Genomic DNA, 13,616 nt, shown 5'->3' on the forward strand with positions numbered 1-13,616 from the left:
TTATTTGCGCAAGACCACGCTGTCGGCGCACACCAGAGTGGCCTTCAGGATTTCGTCTTCGCGGTCGATCACCAGCTTGTCTTCTTTGTCGATGATCAGTTTGAGGAAGTCCAGCACGTTGCGCGCATACAGGGCGGACGCGTCGGCCGCAACGTGGCAGGCCAGGTCCGGCTCGCCGACGATGTGCACGCCGTGCTTGATGACAGTCTTGTTCAGTTCCGACAGCGGGCAGTTGCCGCCCTGGCTCACCGCCAGGTCGACAATCACGGAGCCCGGCTTCATGGCTTTCACGGTCTCTTCCGAGATCAGCACCGGCGCGGCGCGGCCCGGGATCAGCGCGGTGGTGATGATGATGTCGGCCAGCTTGGCGCGTTCATGCACCAGTTCCGCCTGGCGCTTCATCCAGTCCGCCGGCATGGAACGGGCATAGCCGCCCACGCCTTGCGCGATCTCTTTTTCTTCATCGGTGAGGAAAGGCACGTCGATGAACTTGGCGCCCAGCGATTCCACCTGCTCCTTCACCGGCGGCCGCACGTCGGAGGCCTCGATCACCGCGCCCAGGCGCTTGGCCGTGGCGATGGCCTGCAGGCCCGCCACGCCCACGCCCATGATCAGCACGCGGGCCGCTTTCACGGTGCCGGCGGCGGTCATCAGCATGGGCATGAAGCGCTGGTAGGTATTGGCGCCCACCAGCACCGCCTTGTAGCCGGCGATGTTGGCCTGCGAGGACAGCACGTCCATCGACTGCGCGCGCGTAATGCGCGGCACCGCTTCCAGCGCAAAGGCCTGCAGCCCGGCGGCGGCCATGGCGGCGATGTTCTCGGCGTCGAATGGGTTGAGCATGCCGATGAGGACGGTGCCGGCCTTCATCAGCGCGCGCTCCTCCGCGTTCGGGGCGCGCACCTTGAGCACCACGTCGGCGCCGTAGGCGTCCGCCGCTGTGCCTATGGTGGCGCCGGCCGCGGCGTAAGCCTCGTCCGTCACCGAGGCCGTCAAGCCGGCCCCCGCCTGCACGATGATCTGATGCTTGGCAGCGAGTTTTTTTACAGTTTCAGGCGTCGCCGCAACCCGGGTTTCCCCTGGCCGTGTCTCCGCCGGTATGCCTATTCTCATGTAGCCTCCAGAAGTTGCAAAATAGTGTTGCTCTTTGTAGAACATAGCACGGTTTTCCTGAAAGCTAACCTTTTTAGCCCGGCAACAACCATCGCCTGTCGCGCATAAGACACCCCCGGTTTCACACCGTGGAAACGCCATCCCATGTGGTGCAAAACAAGCCCCTGGAAACCGGTTTTAATCGAACTTTCCCTCTATTTAGGCGACATCGGAACGCAACGCATCGGAACAAGCTAAAATGGCGGCTCTTTCAAGGAAGAGACACATGCCGCGAACCTGGAGACCCTCTGTAACCGTTGCCGCCGTCATTGAGCGCGATGGCAAATTCCTATTGATCGAGGAGGAGACCAGCGATGGCATACGGCTGAACCAGCCCGCGGGCCACCTGGATCCGTTTGAATCGCTGGAGCAGGCCGTGGTGCGCGAAGTGCTGGAGGAAACCGCCTACGATTTCACGCCTACCGGACTGGTGGGCATGTATATGTCGCGCTACCGTTCGGCACGCACCGGCGAGGCCGTGCAGTACCTGCGCTTCGCCTTTTGCGGCGTGGCCGGCGCCCTGCATGAGGGCCGTCCGCTGGACGACGGCATCCTGCGCACCATGTGGCTCACGCGCGACGAAATTGCCGCCTGCGCGGAGCGCCACCGCAGTCCTTTGCTGCTCACCTGCGTGGACGAGTACCTGGCGGGCAAGCGCGCGCCCTTGGAGCTTTTGCACACACATGACTCCGTGTTCGGCGAAGTTTAAGCGAAGTTATAAGAAGTTTGACGGAAATCAAGAATGAGTAAGAAAAAAGTCGTTATCGGCATGTCGGGCGGGGTGGACTCCTCGGTCGCGGCGTGGATGCTCAAAGAACAGGGTTACGAGGTGATCGGCCTGTTCATGAAGAACTGGGAAGATGACGACGACTCCGAATACTGCTCCACCCGCCAGGACTGGATAGACGCGGCCAGCGTGGCCGACGTGGTGGGCGTGGACATCGAGGCCGTCAACTTCGCCGCCGAATACAAGGACCGCGTGTTCGCCGAGTTCCTGCGCGAATACCAGGCCGGCCGCACGCCCAATCCGGACGTGCTGTGCAACGCCGAGATCAAGTTCAAGGCCTTCCTCGACCACGCCATGCACCTGGGCGCGGACCTGATCGCCACCGGCCACTATGCGCGCGTGCGCCACAACACGCTGAATGATCGCTTCGAGCTGCTGAAGGCCTTCGACCACACCAAGGACCAGAGCTATTTCCTGCACCGCCTGAACCAGGCGCAGTTGTCCAAGACCCTGTTCCCGCTGGGCGAAATCCCGAAAACCGAAGTGCGCAAGATTGCAGAGAAGCTGCAGCTGCCGAACGCCGCCAAGAAGGATTCGACCGGCATCTGCTTTATCGGCGAACGCCCGTTCCGCGAGTTCCTGGGCCGCTACCTGCAGCACAAGCCGGGTCCGATGAAGACGCCGGACGGCAAGGTGGTGGGCGAGCACGTGGGCCTGTCCTTCTACACGCTGGGACAGCGCAAGGGCATAGGCATAGGCGGCGTGAAGACCTACCAGAACGCCGACGGCTCCAGCGACGCGTGGTATGTGGCGCGCAAGGACATCGAGAGCAATACGCTGTGGGTGGTGCAGGGACACGACCATCCGTGGCTGCTGTCGTCCGCGCTGACGGCGGACCAGGCCAGCTGGATCGCGGGCGTGGCGCCCGAGGCCGGCCGCATCTCGGCCAAGACCCGCTATCGCCAGGCCGACGTGCCGTGCGACGTGGCGGCGGACGGCATGCTCAACTTCTCGCTCGGTTTCCCGGACGCGCAGTGGGCGGTCACGCCCGGCCAGTCGGCCGTGCTGTACGACGGCGACGTGTGCCTGGGCGGCGGCATCATCGCCGCCTCGACGTTCGAATAATCAGGCCTCGCCGGCGCCGTTTTCGGCCGCGCCGTTCTGATCCGCCAGCGCTTTCTGCTGGCGTTTTACCATGGCGATCACGGTATTGCGGATGGTGTTGAGCACCGTGCCGGCGTTGAAGGGCTTGACGATAAAACCGTTCACGCCCATGGCGTGGGCCTTCTGCACGGTGGCCGCGTCAAACTCGCTCGAGACCATGAAGATCAGCGACTTCGGCCAGCCCTTGCGCAGCTCGGCCACGGAGGCCTCGTCGGCGTCGAACACGTCGCGCGCAATGCAGACGAGCTGCGGCTGGTATTTCACCATCAGCGCGATGGCGCTGGCGCCGGTATGGCCCTGGCCCACCACGTCGTAGCCGCCGTCCAGCAGCACCGTATTCAGCAAGCCGCGCGCCACCGCACTGGTGTCGACTATCACAGCTTTTAACATCTCTCACCCCACTTGTTTATCTTTACGCGGATTCCCAGGCCAGCATATTCCAGCTCACGCCGACCCGCACATCCGTCTTCAATTGCACCAGCTGACGAGAAAGATACAGCATCTCGCGCTCTTTTCGTAAGGTTTCCCCCAGCGTGTCCTTGAGGATGCCGGCGCCAGCCATGATGGCGTCCAGACTGCCGTATGTGCGCAACAGTTTGGCCGCCGTCTTCAGGCCCACCTTGGACACGCCGGGAATGCTGTCGGTGGCGTCGCCCATCAGCGCCAGCAGGTCCGGCAGCTGCTCGGGCGGCACGCCCCATTTCTTCTCGCACCAGGCATGGTCGTGCCACTCGCTCTTGAAATGGTCCCACACCAGCGCGCCCTGGGCAACCAGGCAATGCAGGTCCTTGTCGGTGGTGGCCACCACGGCGGCGCCGCGGTCCTCGGCCAGCCAGCGCAGCACGACGGTGCCGATCACGTCGTCCGCCTCCACGTCCGGCAGGCTGACCACGCGCAGGCCGAAGCGGCCCAGGCTCTGGTAGAACTCCGGCAGCGCCTCGCGCAGCACGCCGGGCATGGGCGCGCGGCCCTCGCGGTAGCCGGCGTAGAGCTGGTGGCGCCAGGTGGCGCCGCCATAGTCGAAGGCCGGCAGCACGTGCGTGGGCTGGTGGTCGGTGATCAGGTTGCGGAACGAGGACAGCGCATGGCGCAGCGCGATTTCGGCCTTCAGGTCCGAATCGGGTTCGGGGCTGGCTTCATACACGCGGCGCACAATGTTCAAGCCGTCGATGGCGAGGAGTCTACCCATGAAAAATCTGCGTCTGGTTCAGTGGCGCCATTCTAGCACTGGCGCCACAGCCCGGCGCCTCAGCGCAGCAGTTCGTAAGGGCCGCCTTTTTCCAACGCGCGCTGGTAGGCCGGGCGGGCGTGGATGCGCTCCAGGAAGGCCATCAGGCGGGGCCGGCTGCGCGCAAGGCCGCCGCGCGCGGCCGCCGCTTCGAGCGGGAAGCTCATCTGCACGTCGGCCGCGCTGAACTCGGCGCCGGCGAACCATTCGGTCTTGCCCAGCTCCCCTTCCAGGTAGTCCAGGTGGCGCTCGATCTGCGGCAGGATGTAGCTGCCCTTGACCTTGGCCGCGATGGCCTTGGCGATGGGCTTGACGAAGAACGGCGCCGGGCCGCTCTCGACCCGGTCGAACACCAGCTTCATCAGCAGCGGCGCCATGGCCGAGCCTTCGGCGTAGTGCAGGAAATAGGTCCAGCGCCGCTTGTCGGCCGTGCCGGCGGGCGGCACCAGCCTGCCGTTGCCGTACTTCTCCACCAGGTATTCGATGATGGCGCCCGACTCGGCCACGGTGGCGTCGCCGTCGGTGATGACGGGCGACTTGCCCAGCGGATGGATGGCGCTCAGCTCCGGCGGCGCCAGCATGGTCTTGGCGTCGCGCTGGTAGCGCACGATCTGGTACTCCAGCCCCAGTTCCTCGAGCAGCCACAGCACGCGCTGCGAACGTGAATTGTTCAGGTGGTGGACCACAATCATGACGCTTCCCTCATACAGTGCCCGGGCATGGCCCGCAATCCGCCAGCTTAGCATTTCCACCATCTTCCCGGTGTATCGCTTCCCAGTGCGAATAGTAATCGAAATGGGAATGATAACAATTCTCGTTTACATAAACGCATACAGTTGCTATCATCTTGCTCGATCTTTACAAACTTTTACCGAGAAGACACACCATGGCAATCACAAGCCGCAAGCACGCAACCCCAGCTTTCACTCCCATGAACACGCTCCTGGCCGCCATGCTGCTGCCGATGGCTGCCACCGGCCACGCGGCCGACGCCGCGCCTGCCGCAGCAAGCGCAACCGCCGCGGCGGCAGCGCCCGCGACCATGCAGGAAGTGCGCGTGGAAGGCGCGAAAGAGAACGACTTCAAGGCCGACCGCGCCGCCTCTGCCAAGTACAGCGAACTGCTGGTGAACACGCCGCAGACCATCACCGTCATCAAGCGCGAGCTGATCGAGCAGCAAGGCGCCGCCACGCTGACCGAGGCGCTGGCCAACACCCCGGGCGTGGGCGCCTTCTTCCTGGGCGAGAACGGCAACACCAACACCGGCGACGCCATCTTCATGCGCGGCTTCGACGCCTCCAGCAGCATCTACGTGGACGGCGTGCGCGACATGGGCTCGATCTCGCGCGACGTGTTCAACGTTGAACAGATCGACATCCTGAAAGGCCCCGCCGGCACCGACAGCGGCCGCGGCGCGCCCACCGGCTCGATCAACCTGAGCTCCAAGCAAGCCCACATGCAGGACGCCTACTCGGGCCGCGTGACCTTCGGCAGCGCCGAACAGAAGCGCGCCACCGCCGACGTGAACCAGGTGATCAGCGCCGAGAAAGGCATCGCCTTCCGCTTCAACGCGCTGGCGCAGGACAGCGGCAAGCCGGGCCGCGACGTGGTCAAGAACAAGCGCTGGGCCATCGCGCCGACCGTCGCCTTCGGCATCGGCAGCCCCACCCGTTTGACGCTGAGCTATCTGCACGTGGACCAGGACAACGTCCCCGACGGCGGCGTGCCCACCATCGGCCTGCCAGGCTACACCAGCCCTGGCACCGCAGCCGCGCCGCGTCCGGAACTGAACACCGCCGCCATGGTCAATCCGAAAGGCTTCTACGGCTCCAGCAGCGACTACGACAAAGTGAAAGCCGACATGGCCACCGTGCGCGTGGACCACGACTTCTCGTCCACCGTCAAGCTGCAGAACACCTCGCGCTTCGGCAAGACCGACCAGGACTACCTGCTGACCGCCTTCATGGGCACCGCCGCCAACCTGGTCACGCGCGCCAACAACAACACCGGCGCCGTGCTGGACCCGTCGGCCTGGCTGCTGAAACGCACCACCCGCACCATCAAGGACCAGCGCAACGAAATCCTGACCAACCAGACCAACCTGACCGCCGAATTCGACGCCGCCGGCATGAAGCACACCGCCATCGCCGGCCTGGAATTCACCAACGAGAAGCAAGTCAGCTACAGCTACCTGGCCGCCAGCCTGGGCACCCTGGCCGACACGCCGCTGTACAACCCGGACTCCTCGATCAAACCGGTCGGCCTGAACCCGGTGCGCAACGGCGCCATGACCGACGGCAGCACCAACACCCAGAGCCTGTACCTGTTCGACACGGCCAAGCTGGGCGAGCAGTGGATGTTCAGCGGCGGCATCCGCGCCGACCACTTCCGCACCACCTACAACGCCATCACGCTGTCGACCGCCGCCGCCAATCCAACGCTGCCGGTCGGCACCCTGCTGCCGGCCAATATGAACCTGTCCGACACCCTGGTGAACGGCAAGCTGTCGGCGCTGTACAAGCCGACCCCGGACAGCAGCGTGTACGCCACCGTGGCCACGTCCAAGCAGCCGCCGGGCGGCTCCAACTTCTCGTTGTCGGCCAGCGCCAGCAGCGCGGCCAATCCGAAGTTCGACCCGCAGGAAACCACCACCCAGGAAATCGGCGGCAAGTGGGACCTGCTGAAACAGAAACTGGCCCTGACCGGCGCCATCTACCGCACCACCGTGAAGAACGAGGTTGAGCAGGACCCGATCGACCTGCAGTACTACCAGACCGGCAAGAAGCGCGTGGAAGGCGTCGAGATCGGCGTGACCGGCGAGCTGGCCAAGAACTGGCTGATCAGCGCAGGCTATGCCCACATGAAGACCGAAGTCCTGGCCGGCAAGACCATCACCGCCAATGGCCAGAACCAGCTGACCTACACGCCCAAGGACTCCTTCACAGCGTGGACCTCGTACACGCTGCCCTTCGGCCTGAAAGTGGGCGGCGGCCTGCGCTACTCCGGCAAGCTGCTGCGCGGCACCGACGGCGCGGTCGGCACCCCGGCCTACGCCGACGGCTACTGGGTGGCCAACGCCATGGCGGCCTACACCGTCAACAAGAACGTGGACCTGCAGCTGAACGTGAATAACATCACCGGCGAAGAGTACGTTGCGGCGATCAACAAGTCCGGCTACCGCTACACCCCGGGCGTGCCGCGCTCGGCCAGCCTGACCGCCAACATCCGCTTCTAAGATTGATCAACCACACCCCTTAGCACCTCCCTACGGCCTCCCTCGCGGGAGGCAATGTGTGCCCGCCACCGGCCTCTCCCCAGAGCCCCGGTGGCGTTTTTTTTGCTTCCGTCCTACAATCGGCCCACGCCACCGATACAGGACCGTTCATGACCATGTTGCGCTATTCCGCGTTCGCCGGCGCCGCCGCCGCCCTGCCGCTGTCGCTGGCCATGGGGGCGCCGCTGTGGGTGGCCGCCGCCGCAGCCGCACTCACCGTGGTCGGCATCGCCGACGTGCTGCAGACCAAGCGCGCGCTGCGCCGCAACTACCCCATCCTGGCGCACTTCCGCTTCATGTTCGAAGCCATCCGGCCCGAGATCCGCCAATACCTGCTGGAGGACGACCAGTCCGCCGCGCCGTTCTCGCGCAACCAGCGCAGCATCGTCTACCAGCGCGCCAAGCTCGACACCGACAAGCGCCCCTTCGGCACCCAGCTCGACGTTTACCAGGCCGGCTACGAATGGATCAACCACTCGATCCAGCCGGCGCCGGTGAACGGCCACGACTTCCGCATCGAGATCGGCAACCATCCGGACTGCCCGCGCGCGCAGCCCTACTCGGCCAGCGTGTTCAATGTCTCGGCGATGAGTTTCGGCGCGCTGTCGGCCAACGCCATCCTGGCGCTGAACGGCGGCGCGCGCACCGGCGGCTTCATGCACGACACGGGCGAAGGCAGCATCAGCCCCTACCACCGCGAAAACGGCGGCGACCTGGTATGGGAAATCGGCTCGGGCTACTTCGGCTGCCGCAACGAGGACGGCAGCTTCTCGGAAAAGAACTTCGCCGCCAACGCCTGCACCGCGCAGGTCAAGATGATAGAACTGAAGCTCTCGCAAGGGGCCAAGCCGGGACACGGCGGCGTGCTGCCCGGCCCCAAGGTCAGCCTGGAAATCGCCGCCACGCGCGGCGTGATGGCGGGCGTGGACTGCATCTCCCCGGCCAACCACTCGGCCTTTTCCACGCCGCTGGAAATGCTGGCCTTTATCGACAAGCTGCGCAATCTGTCCGGCGGCAAGCCGACCGGCTTCAAGCTGGCCATCGGCCATCCCTGGGAATTTTTCGGCATCGTCAAAGCCATGCTGGCCTCCGGCATCACGCCCGACTTCATCGTGGTCGACGGCAGCGAAGGCGGCACCGGCGCCGCGCCGGTGGAATTCACCGACCACGTGGGCACGCCGCTGCAGGAGGCGCTGCTACTGGTGCACAACACGCTGGTGGGCGCGGGGCTGCGCGAGCGCATCAAGATAGGCGCGTCCGGCAAGATCATCACCGCCTTCGACATCGCGCGGACTTTGGCGCTGGGCGCCGACTGGTGCAACTCCGCGCGCGGCTTCATGTTCGCGCTGGGCTGCATCCAGTCGCAGAGCTGCCACACCGACCGCTGCCCGACCGGCGTGGCCACGCAGGACAAGCTGCGCCAGCGCGCGCTGGTGGTGCCGGACAAGACCAGCCGCGTGGCCCACTTCCACCAGAACACCATGAAAACGCTGGCCGAGCTGATCGCCGCCGCCGGGCTGACGCACCCCTCGCAGCTCAAGCCGCACCACATTGTGCGGCGCATCTCGCCCAACCAGGTCAAGCTCGCCTCGGCGCTGCTGCCCTACCTCGAACCCGGCCAGCTGCTCGACCCCACGCTGCTGTCCAAGCTCCCGCCCGTGTTCGGCCTCTACTGGCCGGTCGCCCAAGCCGAGTCCTTCCACCCGCTACAGTAGCGCGCGGTGGCATGGCGGGTTACGCTTCGCTAACCCGCCCTACGGATACGGGGCCTGGAAATTGTAGGGCGGGTTAGCGGCGCAGCCGCGTAACCCGCCAAGATCAGCGCTGGACGTGGAGCTTGATGACGCGGCGGGCGGCGGGCGGCGATGGGGGCGCGGAGGAATCGGCGCCGGGGCCGCAGGAGCCGCAGCTGCCGCAGCCGGAACCGCAGCTGTCCTGCACCTTGAAGAACTTGGCCAGCTTGTCTTCGTCCAGGCCGCGCCGGGCCAGCGCGTAGACGATGCGGCGGCGCCAGCCAGCCGGCAGGTATTTGGTGCTGGCGTGCAGCAGCGCCGCTGCGACGATCAGGCCCACGATAATCTGCTGCCACATATCAGGCTCCCAGCATCAGTGCGACGCGGTAGGTAATAAAGGAGGCGCCGTAGGCCAGCGCAAACATATAGCCGGCCATGATGAAGGAGTAGCGCACGCTGCCCGTCTCGCGGCGCACCACGGACAGGGTGGACAGGCACTGCGGCGCAAACACGTACCACGCCAGCAGCGACAGCGCCGTGGCCATCGACCAGGTCTGCGACAGGATGGGTTCGAGCTGCGAGGCCAGCGCGTCGCCGGTCTGGGACAGCGCGTACACCGTGCCCAGCGCGCCCACCGCCACTTCGCGCGCGGCCATGCCCGGCACCAGCGCGATGCAGATCTGCCAGTTGAAGCCGATGGGCGCGAACACGAATTCCAGCCCGCGCCCCAGCAGGCCCGCCAGGCTGTAGTAGATGGCCGGATGCGTGGCGCCTTCCGGCGCGCCGGGGAAGCTGCTCAGCGCCCACAGCAGCACCATCAAGGTCAGGATCACGGTACCCACGCGGGTCAGGAAGATCTTGGCGCGCTCCCACAGGCCGATGGCCAGGTTGCGCATATGCGGCCAGTGGTAGCTGGGCAGTTCCAGCATCAGCGGCTGCTTGCTCTTGCCGCCCATGGTGCGCTTCATGAACCAGGCCACCGCCATGGCGGACACGATGCCGGCAAAGTACAGCACGAACAGCACCAGCCCTTGCAGGCTGAGCACGCCCCACACTTCGCGTTCGGGGATAAAGGCGGCGATCACCAGCGCATACACCGGCAGGCGCGCCGAGCAGGTCATCAGCGGCGCGATCATGATGGTGACCAGGCGGTCGCGCGGGTTCTGGATGGTGCGCGCCGCCATCACGCCCGGAATGGCGCAGGCAAAGCTGGACAGCAGCGGGATGAAGGCGCGGCCGGACAGGCCCACGCCGCCCATCAGGCGGTCTAGCAGGAAGGCCGCGCGCGGCAGGTAGCCGCAGTCTTCCAGTATCAGGATGAAGAAGAACAGGATCAGGATCTGCGGCAGGAACACCAGCACGCTGCCCACGCCGCTGATCACGCCGTCCACCAGCAGGCTGCGCAGCACGCCGTCGGCCATGTGCTCCTTGAGCAGGCCGCCGCCGCCGTCCACCGTGTCCTTGATCCATTCCATCACCGGCGCGGCCCAGGTGAACACGGCCTGGAACACCAGGAACATCAGCACCGCCAGGATGATGGGGCCGAGCACCGGGTGCAGCACCACGTCGTCGATTTTTTCGCTCAGGTTGCCCTTGTCGCGGCTGTCGTTGCTGACCACGGACAGGATGCGGCGCACTTCGCGCTGGGTCTCTTCCACCGATACGGCGTCGATGGCGGCCAGCGGACGGGCCTGGGTGGCGGCCAGCGGCCACATGCCGTCGAGCGCGCGCAGCAGCGATTTTTCGCCGCCCGCCGTCACCGCCACGGTTTCCACCACGGCCATGCCCAGCTCCTGGGACAGCTTGGCGGCGTCGATCTCGATGCCGCGCTTCCTGGCCACGTCCACCATGTTCAGCGCCAGCAGCATCGGCAAGCCCAGGCGCTGGATCTCCAGCACCAGGCGCAGGTTCAGGCGCAGGTTGGTGGCGTCCACCACGCACACCACCACGTCCGGCGACGCTTCGCCGGCGCGCAGGCCGGCCACCACGTCGCGCGTGATGGCCTCGTCCGGCGTATGGGCCTTGAGCGAGTAGGCGCCCGGCAGGTCCAGCAGGCGGAAGGCGTGGCCGTCCGGCGAGGTGAACTGGCCTTCCTTGCGTTCTATGGTCACGCCGGCGTAGTTGGCCACCTTCTGGCGCGCGCCGGTCAGGCGGTTGAACAGCGCCGTCTTGCCGCAGTTGGGATTGCCCAGCAGCGCCACCATCGGCGCCTGCGCTACGGCCTGCGCCGGTTTGTCTACTGCACCCATTATTTATTCCGGTTGGATAGAGATCAGCGCGGCCTCGAAGCGGCGCAATGCGAACGTGGAGTTGCCTACTTTAATGGCCAGCGGCTCGCCGCCCGGCATGCCGCGCTTCAGCATGCGGATGCGCTCGCCCGGCACAAAGCCCAGCTCCATCAGGCGCCGCGCCAGGTCGGCGCCGTCCTCCACCTGCTCTGGGTCGCCCGGCGCCACATGCACCACCACCGCGCTGCGGCCGGTCTCCAGCGTGTCGAGTTGGGTCAGGGGGGGCGCTTGCGTCATGGGGCTTCCAGTCGGGTCGGTGATGAATTTCTGTGCGGCCATTATAAGGCTAAATGCGAATGAGTTGGATTTGCAGGAACTGCTTGCATTGTACGCCGGACTGCGGCAGAATGGGAACCGTAGTGATAATGATTCTCATTAAGAAACTATTAAAAATGACGGATCAACATCGAAATCCAGCCAGAAGGTAACGCAATGATTGTTTGTATCTGCAACAACATCTCAGACCGCGAAATCCGTCAAGCCATAGAACTGGGCATCACCTCCATGGACGAACTGCGCGCCGACCTGGGCCTGGCCACGTGCTGCGGCCAGTGCGCCTCGACCGCCGAGGAGATCCTGCTCGAACACGTGGGCCGTATCAACGAAACAGTTTTGAAGCGGCCCTCCTTGACCACTTAAGGAGCGCGATGAATGCGATGACGATGGATGCCCCCCAAGCACTGGGGCTGGCAAAGCTGGGAAAATTTTCGGCGATCGTCGCCATTCACGCAGGGCTGTTCTACCTGCTGCAAACAGGCATGCTGCGCGACGCCGTGCATGCCGTGCTGCCGCAAGTCGTGACGGTATCGTTCGTCACCCCTCCCCCGCCGCCCCCGGCGCCGCCTGCCAAGACCGTTCCCGTACTGCAGCAAGCCCCGGCCATCACGCCGCCGCCTTTGCCGCTGCTCAATATCACCGTCGACAACACCATCACGCTGCCGCCGGCCCAGCCGCGCAGCAATGACAAGGCCAGCGAGCCGGCCAGCGCGCAGCCGCAGCAGGCCGCGCCCGCGCCGCCGGCTCCGCCTTCGGCGCCAAGGCTGGTGCAGGGCGTGGAATATGTGCGACCGCCGGCGCCGGTCTACCCCACCATCTCGCGCCGCCTGGGCGAATCGGGCGTGGTCATGCTGCGCGTGCTGATCAGCGAAAAAGGGTTGCCCGAGCAGGCCACCATCCAGAAATCGTCCGGCTCCGGCAACCTGGACGAAGCCGGACGCAGCGCCGCCATGCGCACCCTGTTCAAGCCCTATATGGAAGACGGCAAGCCGGTCGCCGTCTACGTCCTCGTTCCCATCAACTTCCAGCTTTCCTGACCTACAGCTCGGCCCACATGCGCAGCAGGTTGTGGTAGTGGCCGGTGAGGCCGACCACGGCTTCGCTGTCGCCGTGCTGGGCGCGCAGTTTCTGGATGTTCTGGTCCAGCTCGAACAGCATGGCGCGTTTGGCGTCGTCGCGCACCATGCTCTGGCTCCACAGGAAGGACGCCACCCGCTCTCCGCGCGTCACCGGCATCACGCGGTGCACGCTGCTGGACGGGTAGACGATGGCGTCGCCGGCCGGCAGCTTCACTTCGTGCGCGCCATAGGAATCCATCACCACCAGTTCGCCGCCTTCGTATTCCTCTGGATCGCTGAGGAAGACCGTGGTGGAGACGTCGGCGCGCAAGGTTTGCAGCGTGCGCCCGTCGGTGCGCACGGCGCCGTCGATGTGCAGGCCGTACTGCTCGCCGCCGGCGTAGCTGTTGAAGTAGGGCGGCAGCACGCGCAGCGGCAGCGCGGACGCGAAGAACAGCGGGCTGGCCGTCAGCGCGCGCGCCACGATGTCGCCCAGCTCCTTGGCCAGCGGCGAGCCTTCGGCCAGCTGGCGGTTGCGCTTGACCTGCGCACCCTGGGCACCCACGCTTTCGCGCCCGTCCACCCAGTCGGTCTGCGCCAGGCGCTGGCGAAATTGGCGTACTTGGTCCGGCGTCAGCACGCCGGGGATGTGCAGCATCATGGCTAGGTCCTTGCTGGGGCAAAGCCGGTATTATCCGCCCTGTGCGCATTTAATG

At 65.5% G+C, this 13,616-nt stretch carries 14 protein-coding genes; 6 read left to right on the forward strand and 8 right to left on the reverse strand.

Features of this window, described 5'->3' with window-relative positions; all coding sequences use genetic code 11:
- Positions 1–1,113, reverse strand: coding sequence for a Re/Si-specific NAD(P)(+) transhydrogenase subunit alpha (locus tag KT882_RS29790; RefSeq protein ID WP_161070998.1), 1,113 nt, complete (start codon positions 1,111–1,113; stop codon positions 1–3).
- A 265-nt stretch (positions 1,114–1,378) separates the two neighbouring features.
- On the opposite strand from KT882_RS29790, the gene KT882_RS29795 reads away from it, so the two are divergent.
- Both KT882_RS29795 and mnmA read left to right on the forward strand, forming a co-directional pair.
- Positions 1,379–1,861: an NUDIX hydrolase gene (locus KT882_RS29795; RefSeq protein ID WP_161070999.1), complete on the forward strand. Its 483-nt coding sequence runs from the start codon at positions 1,379–1,381 to the stop codon at positions 1,859–1,861.
- 33 nt (positions 1,862–1,894) lie between these two features.
- Positions 1,895–3,004: a tRNA 2-thiouridine(34) synthase MnmA gene (gene mnmA / locus KT882_RS29800; protein ID WP_161071000.1), complete on the forward strand. Its 1,110-nt coding sequence runs from the start codon at positions 1,895–1,897 to the stop codon at positions 3,002–3,004.
- Here the strand turns inward: mnmA and KT882_RS29805 are convergent, their stop codons facing one another.
- The 3 genes from KT882_RS29805 to KT882_RS29815 are packed head-to-tail and all read right to left on the reverse strand — an operon-like array spanning position 3,005 to position 4,963.
- Positions 3,005–3,433, reverse strand: a complete 429-nt coding sequence (locus tag KT882_RS29805) for an ANTAR domain-containing response regulator (RefSeq protein WP_161071001.1) — start codon at positions 3,431–3,433, stop codon at positions 3,005–3,007.
- Positions 3,434–3,455: 22 nt separating this feature from the next.
- Positions 3,456–4,232: a 5'-3' exonuclease gene (locus KT882_RS29810; protein WP_161071002.1), complete on the reverse strand. Its 777-nt coding sequence runs from the start codon at positions 4,230–4,232 to the stop codon at positions 3,456–3,458.
- Positions 4,233–4,291: 59 nt separating this feature from the next.
- The gene (locus tag KT882_RS29815; RefSeq protein WP_161071003.1) at positions 4,292–4,963 is read right to left on the reverse strand and encodes a glutathione S-transferase; all 672 of its coding nucleotides are present in this window, start codon (positions 4,961–4,963) and stop codon (positions 4,292–4,294) included.
- Positions 4,964–5,157: 194 nt separating this feature from the next.
- On the opposite strand from KT882_RS29815, the gene KT882_RS29820 reads away from it, so the two are divergent.
- Positions 5,158–7,506 carry a catecholate siderophore receptor Fiu gene (locus tag KT882_RS29820; protein ID WP_228894008.1) on the forward strand — a complete coding sequence of 783 codons (2,349 nt, stop codon included), beginning with the start codon at positions 5,158–5,160 and terminating at the stop codon, positions 7,504–7,506.
- Between the two features lie 149 nt (positions 7,507–7,655).
- The gene (locus KT882_RS29825; RefSeq protein WP_228894009.1) at positions 7,656–9,260 is read left to right on the forward strand and encodes an FMN-binding glutamate synthase family protein; all 1,605 of its coding nucleotides are present in this window, start codon (positions 7,656–7,658) and stop codon (positions 9,258–9,260) included.
- Between the two features lie 103 nt (positions 9,261–9,363).
- On the opposite strand, the gene KT882_RS29830 is transcribed toward KT882_RS29825, so the two are convergent.
- Genes KT882_RS29830 through KT882_RS29840 form a run of 3 tightly spaced genes read right to left on the reverse strand, consistent with a single transcriptional unit; the run spans position 9,364 to position 11,803 of the window.
- Positions 9,364–9,636: a DUF6587 family protein gene (locus tag KT882_RS29830; RefSeq protein WP_161071006.1), complete on the reverse strand. Its 273-nt coding sequence runs from the start codon at positions 9,634–9,636 to the stop codon at positions 9,364–9,366.
- 1 nt (position 9,637) lies between these two features.
- Complete coding sequence (gene feoB / locus KT882_RS29835; protein ID WP_228894010.1) at positions 9,638–11,527, reverse strand: ferrous iron transporter B; 1,890 nt, start codon at positions 11,525–11,527, stop codon at positions 9,638–9,640.
- A gap of 3 nt (positions 11,528–11,530) precedes the next feature.
- A complete protein-coding gene (locus KT882_RS29840) occupies positions 11,531–11,803 on the reverse strand; it encodes a FeoA family protein (protein ID WP_161071008.1) in 273 nt (90 codons plus the stop codon).
- Positions 11,804–11,998: 195 nt separating this feature from the next.
- Between KT882_RS29840 and KT882_RS29845 the strand changes: the two genes are divergently transcribed.
- Both KT882_RS29845 and KT882_RS29850 read left to right on the forward strand, forming a co-directional pair.
- On the forward strand, positions 11,999–12,205 hold the full coding sequence (locus KT882_RS29845; RefSeq protein WP_161071009.1) for a (2Fe-2S)-binding protein: 207 nt from the start codon (positions 11,999–12,001) through the stop codon (positions 12,203–12,205).
- 23 nt (positions 12,206–12,228) lie between these two features.
- Entirely contained in the window at positions 12,229–12,879 is a 651-nt protein-coding gene (locus KT882_RS29850; protein ID WP_228894011.1) for an energy transducer TonB, read from the forward strand.
- A gap of 1 nt (position 12,880) precedes the next feature.
- Here the strand turns inward: KT882_RS29850 and KT882_RS29855 are convergent, their stop codons facing one another.
- A complete protein-coding gene (locus KT882_RS29855) occupies positions 12,881–13,561 on the reverse strand; it encodes a Fe2+-dependent dioxygenase (RefSeq protein WP_161071011.1) in 681 nt (226 codons plus the stop codon).
- Positions 13,562–13,616: the final 55 nt, after the last annotated feature.

This window comes from Pseudoduganella aquatica, from assembly GCF_020865585.1.
Classification (GTDB): Bacteria; Pseudomonadota; Gammaproteobacteria; order Burkholderiales; family Burkholderiaceae_D; genus Rugamonas; species Rugamonas aquatica_A.

Bases quoted from the DNA above. Each gene is read 5' to 3' on its own strand.
- KT882_RS29790 (WP_161070998.1), bottom strand. From the start codon at position 1,113: ATGAGAATAGGCATACCGGCGGAGACACGGCCAGGGGAAACCCGGGTT.
- KT882_RS29795 (WP_161070999.1), top strand. From the start codon at position 1,379: ATGCCGCGAACCTGGAGACCCTCTGTAACCGTTGCCGCCGTCATTGAG.
- mnmA (WP_161071000.1), top strand. From the start codon at position 1,895: ATGAGTAAGAAAAAAGTCGTTATCGGCATGTCGGGCGGGGTGGACTCC.
- KT882_RS29805 (WP_161071001.1), bottom strand. From the start codon at position 3,433: ATGTTAAAAGCTGTGATAGTCGACACCAGTGCGGTGGCGCGCGGCTTG.
- KT882_RS29810 (WP_161071002.1), bottom strand. From the start codon at position 4,232: ATGGGTAGACTCCTCGCCATCGACGGCTTGAACATTGTGCGCCGCGTG.
- KT882_RS29815 (WP_161071003.1), bottom strand. From the start codon at position 4,963: ATGATTGTGGTCCACCACCTGAACAATTCACGTTCGCAGCGCGTGCTG.
- KT882_RS29820 (WP_228894008.1), top strand. From the start codon at position 5,158: ATGGCAATCACAAGCCGCAAGCACGCAACCCCAGCTTTCACTCCCATG.
- KT882_RS29825 (WP_228894009.1), top strand. From the start codon at position 7,656: ATGACCATGTTGCGCTATTCCGCGTTCGCCGGCGCCGCCGCCGCCCTG.
- KT882_RS29830 (WP_161071006.1), bottom strand. From the start codon at position 9,636: ATGTGGCAGCAGATTATCGTGGGCCTGATCGTCGCAGCGGCGCTGCTG.
- feoB (WP_228894010.1), bottom strand. From the start codon at position 11,527: ATGGGTGCAGTAGACAAACCGGCGCAGGCCGTAGCGCAGGCGCCGATG.
- KT882_RS29840 (WP_161071008.1), bottom strand. From the start codon at position 11,803: ATGACGCAAGCGCCCCCCCTGACCCAACTCGACACGCTGGAGACCGGC.
- KT882_RS29845 (WP_161071009.1), top strand. From the start codon at position 11,999: ATGATTGTTTGTATCTGCAACAACATCTCAGACCGCGAAATCCGTCAA.
- KT882_RS29850 (WP_228894011.1), top strand. From the start codon at position 12,229: ATGGATGCCCCCCAAGCACTGGGGCTGGCAAAGCTGGGAAAATTTTCG.
- KT882_RS29855 (WP_161071011.1), bottom strand. From the start codon at position 13,561: ATGATGCTGCACATCCCCGGCGTGCTGACGCCGGACCAAGTACGCCAA.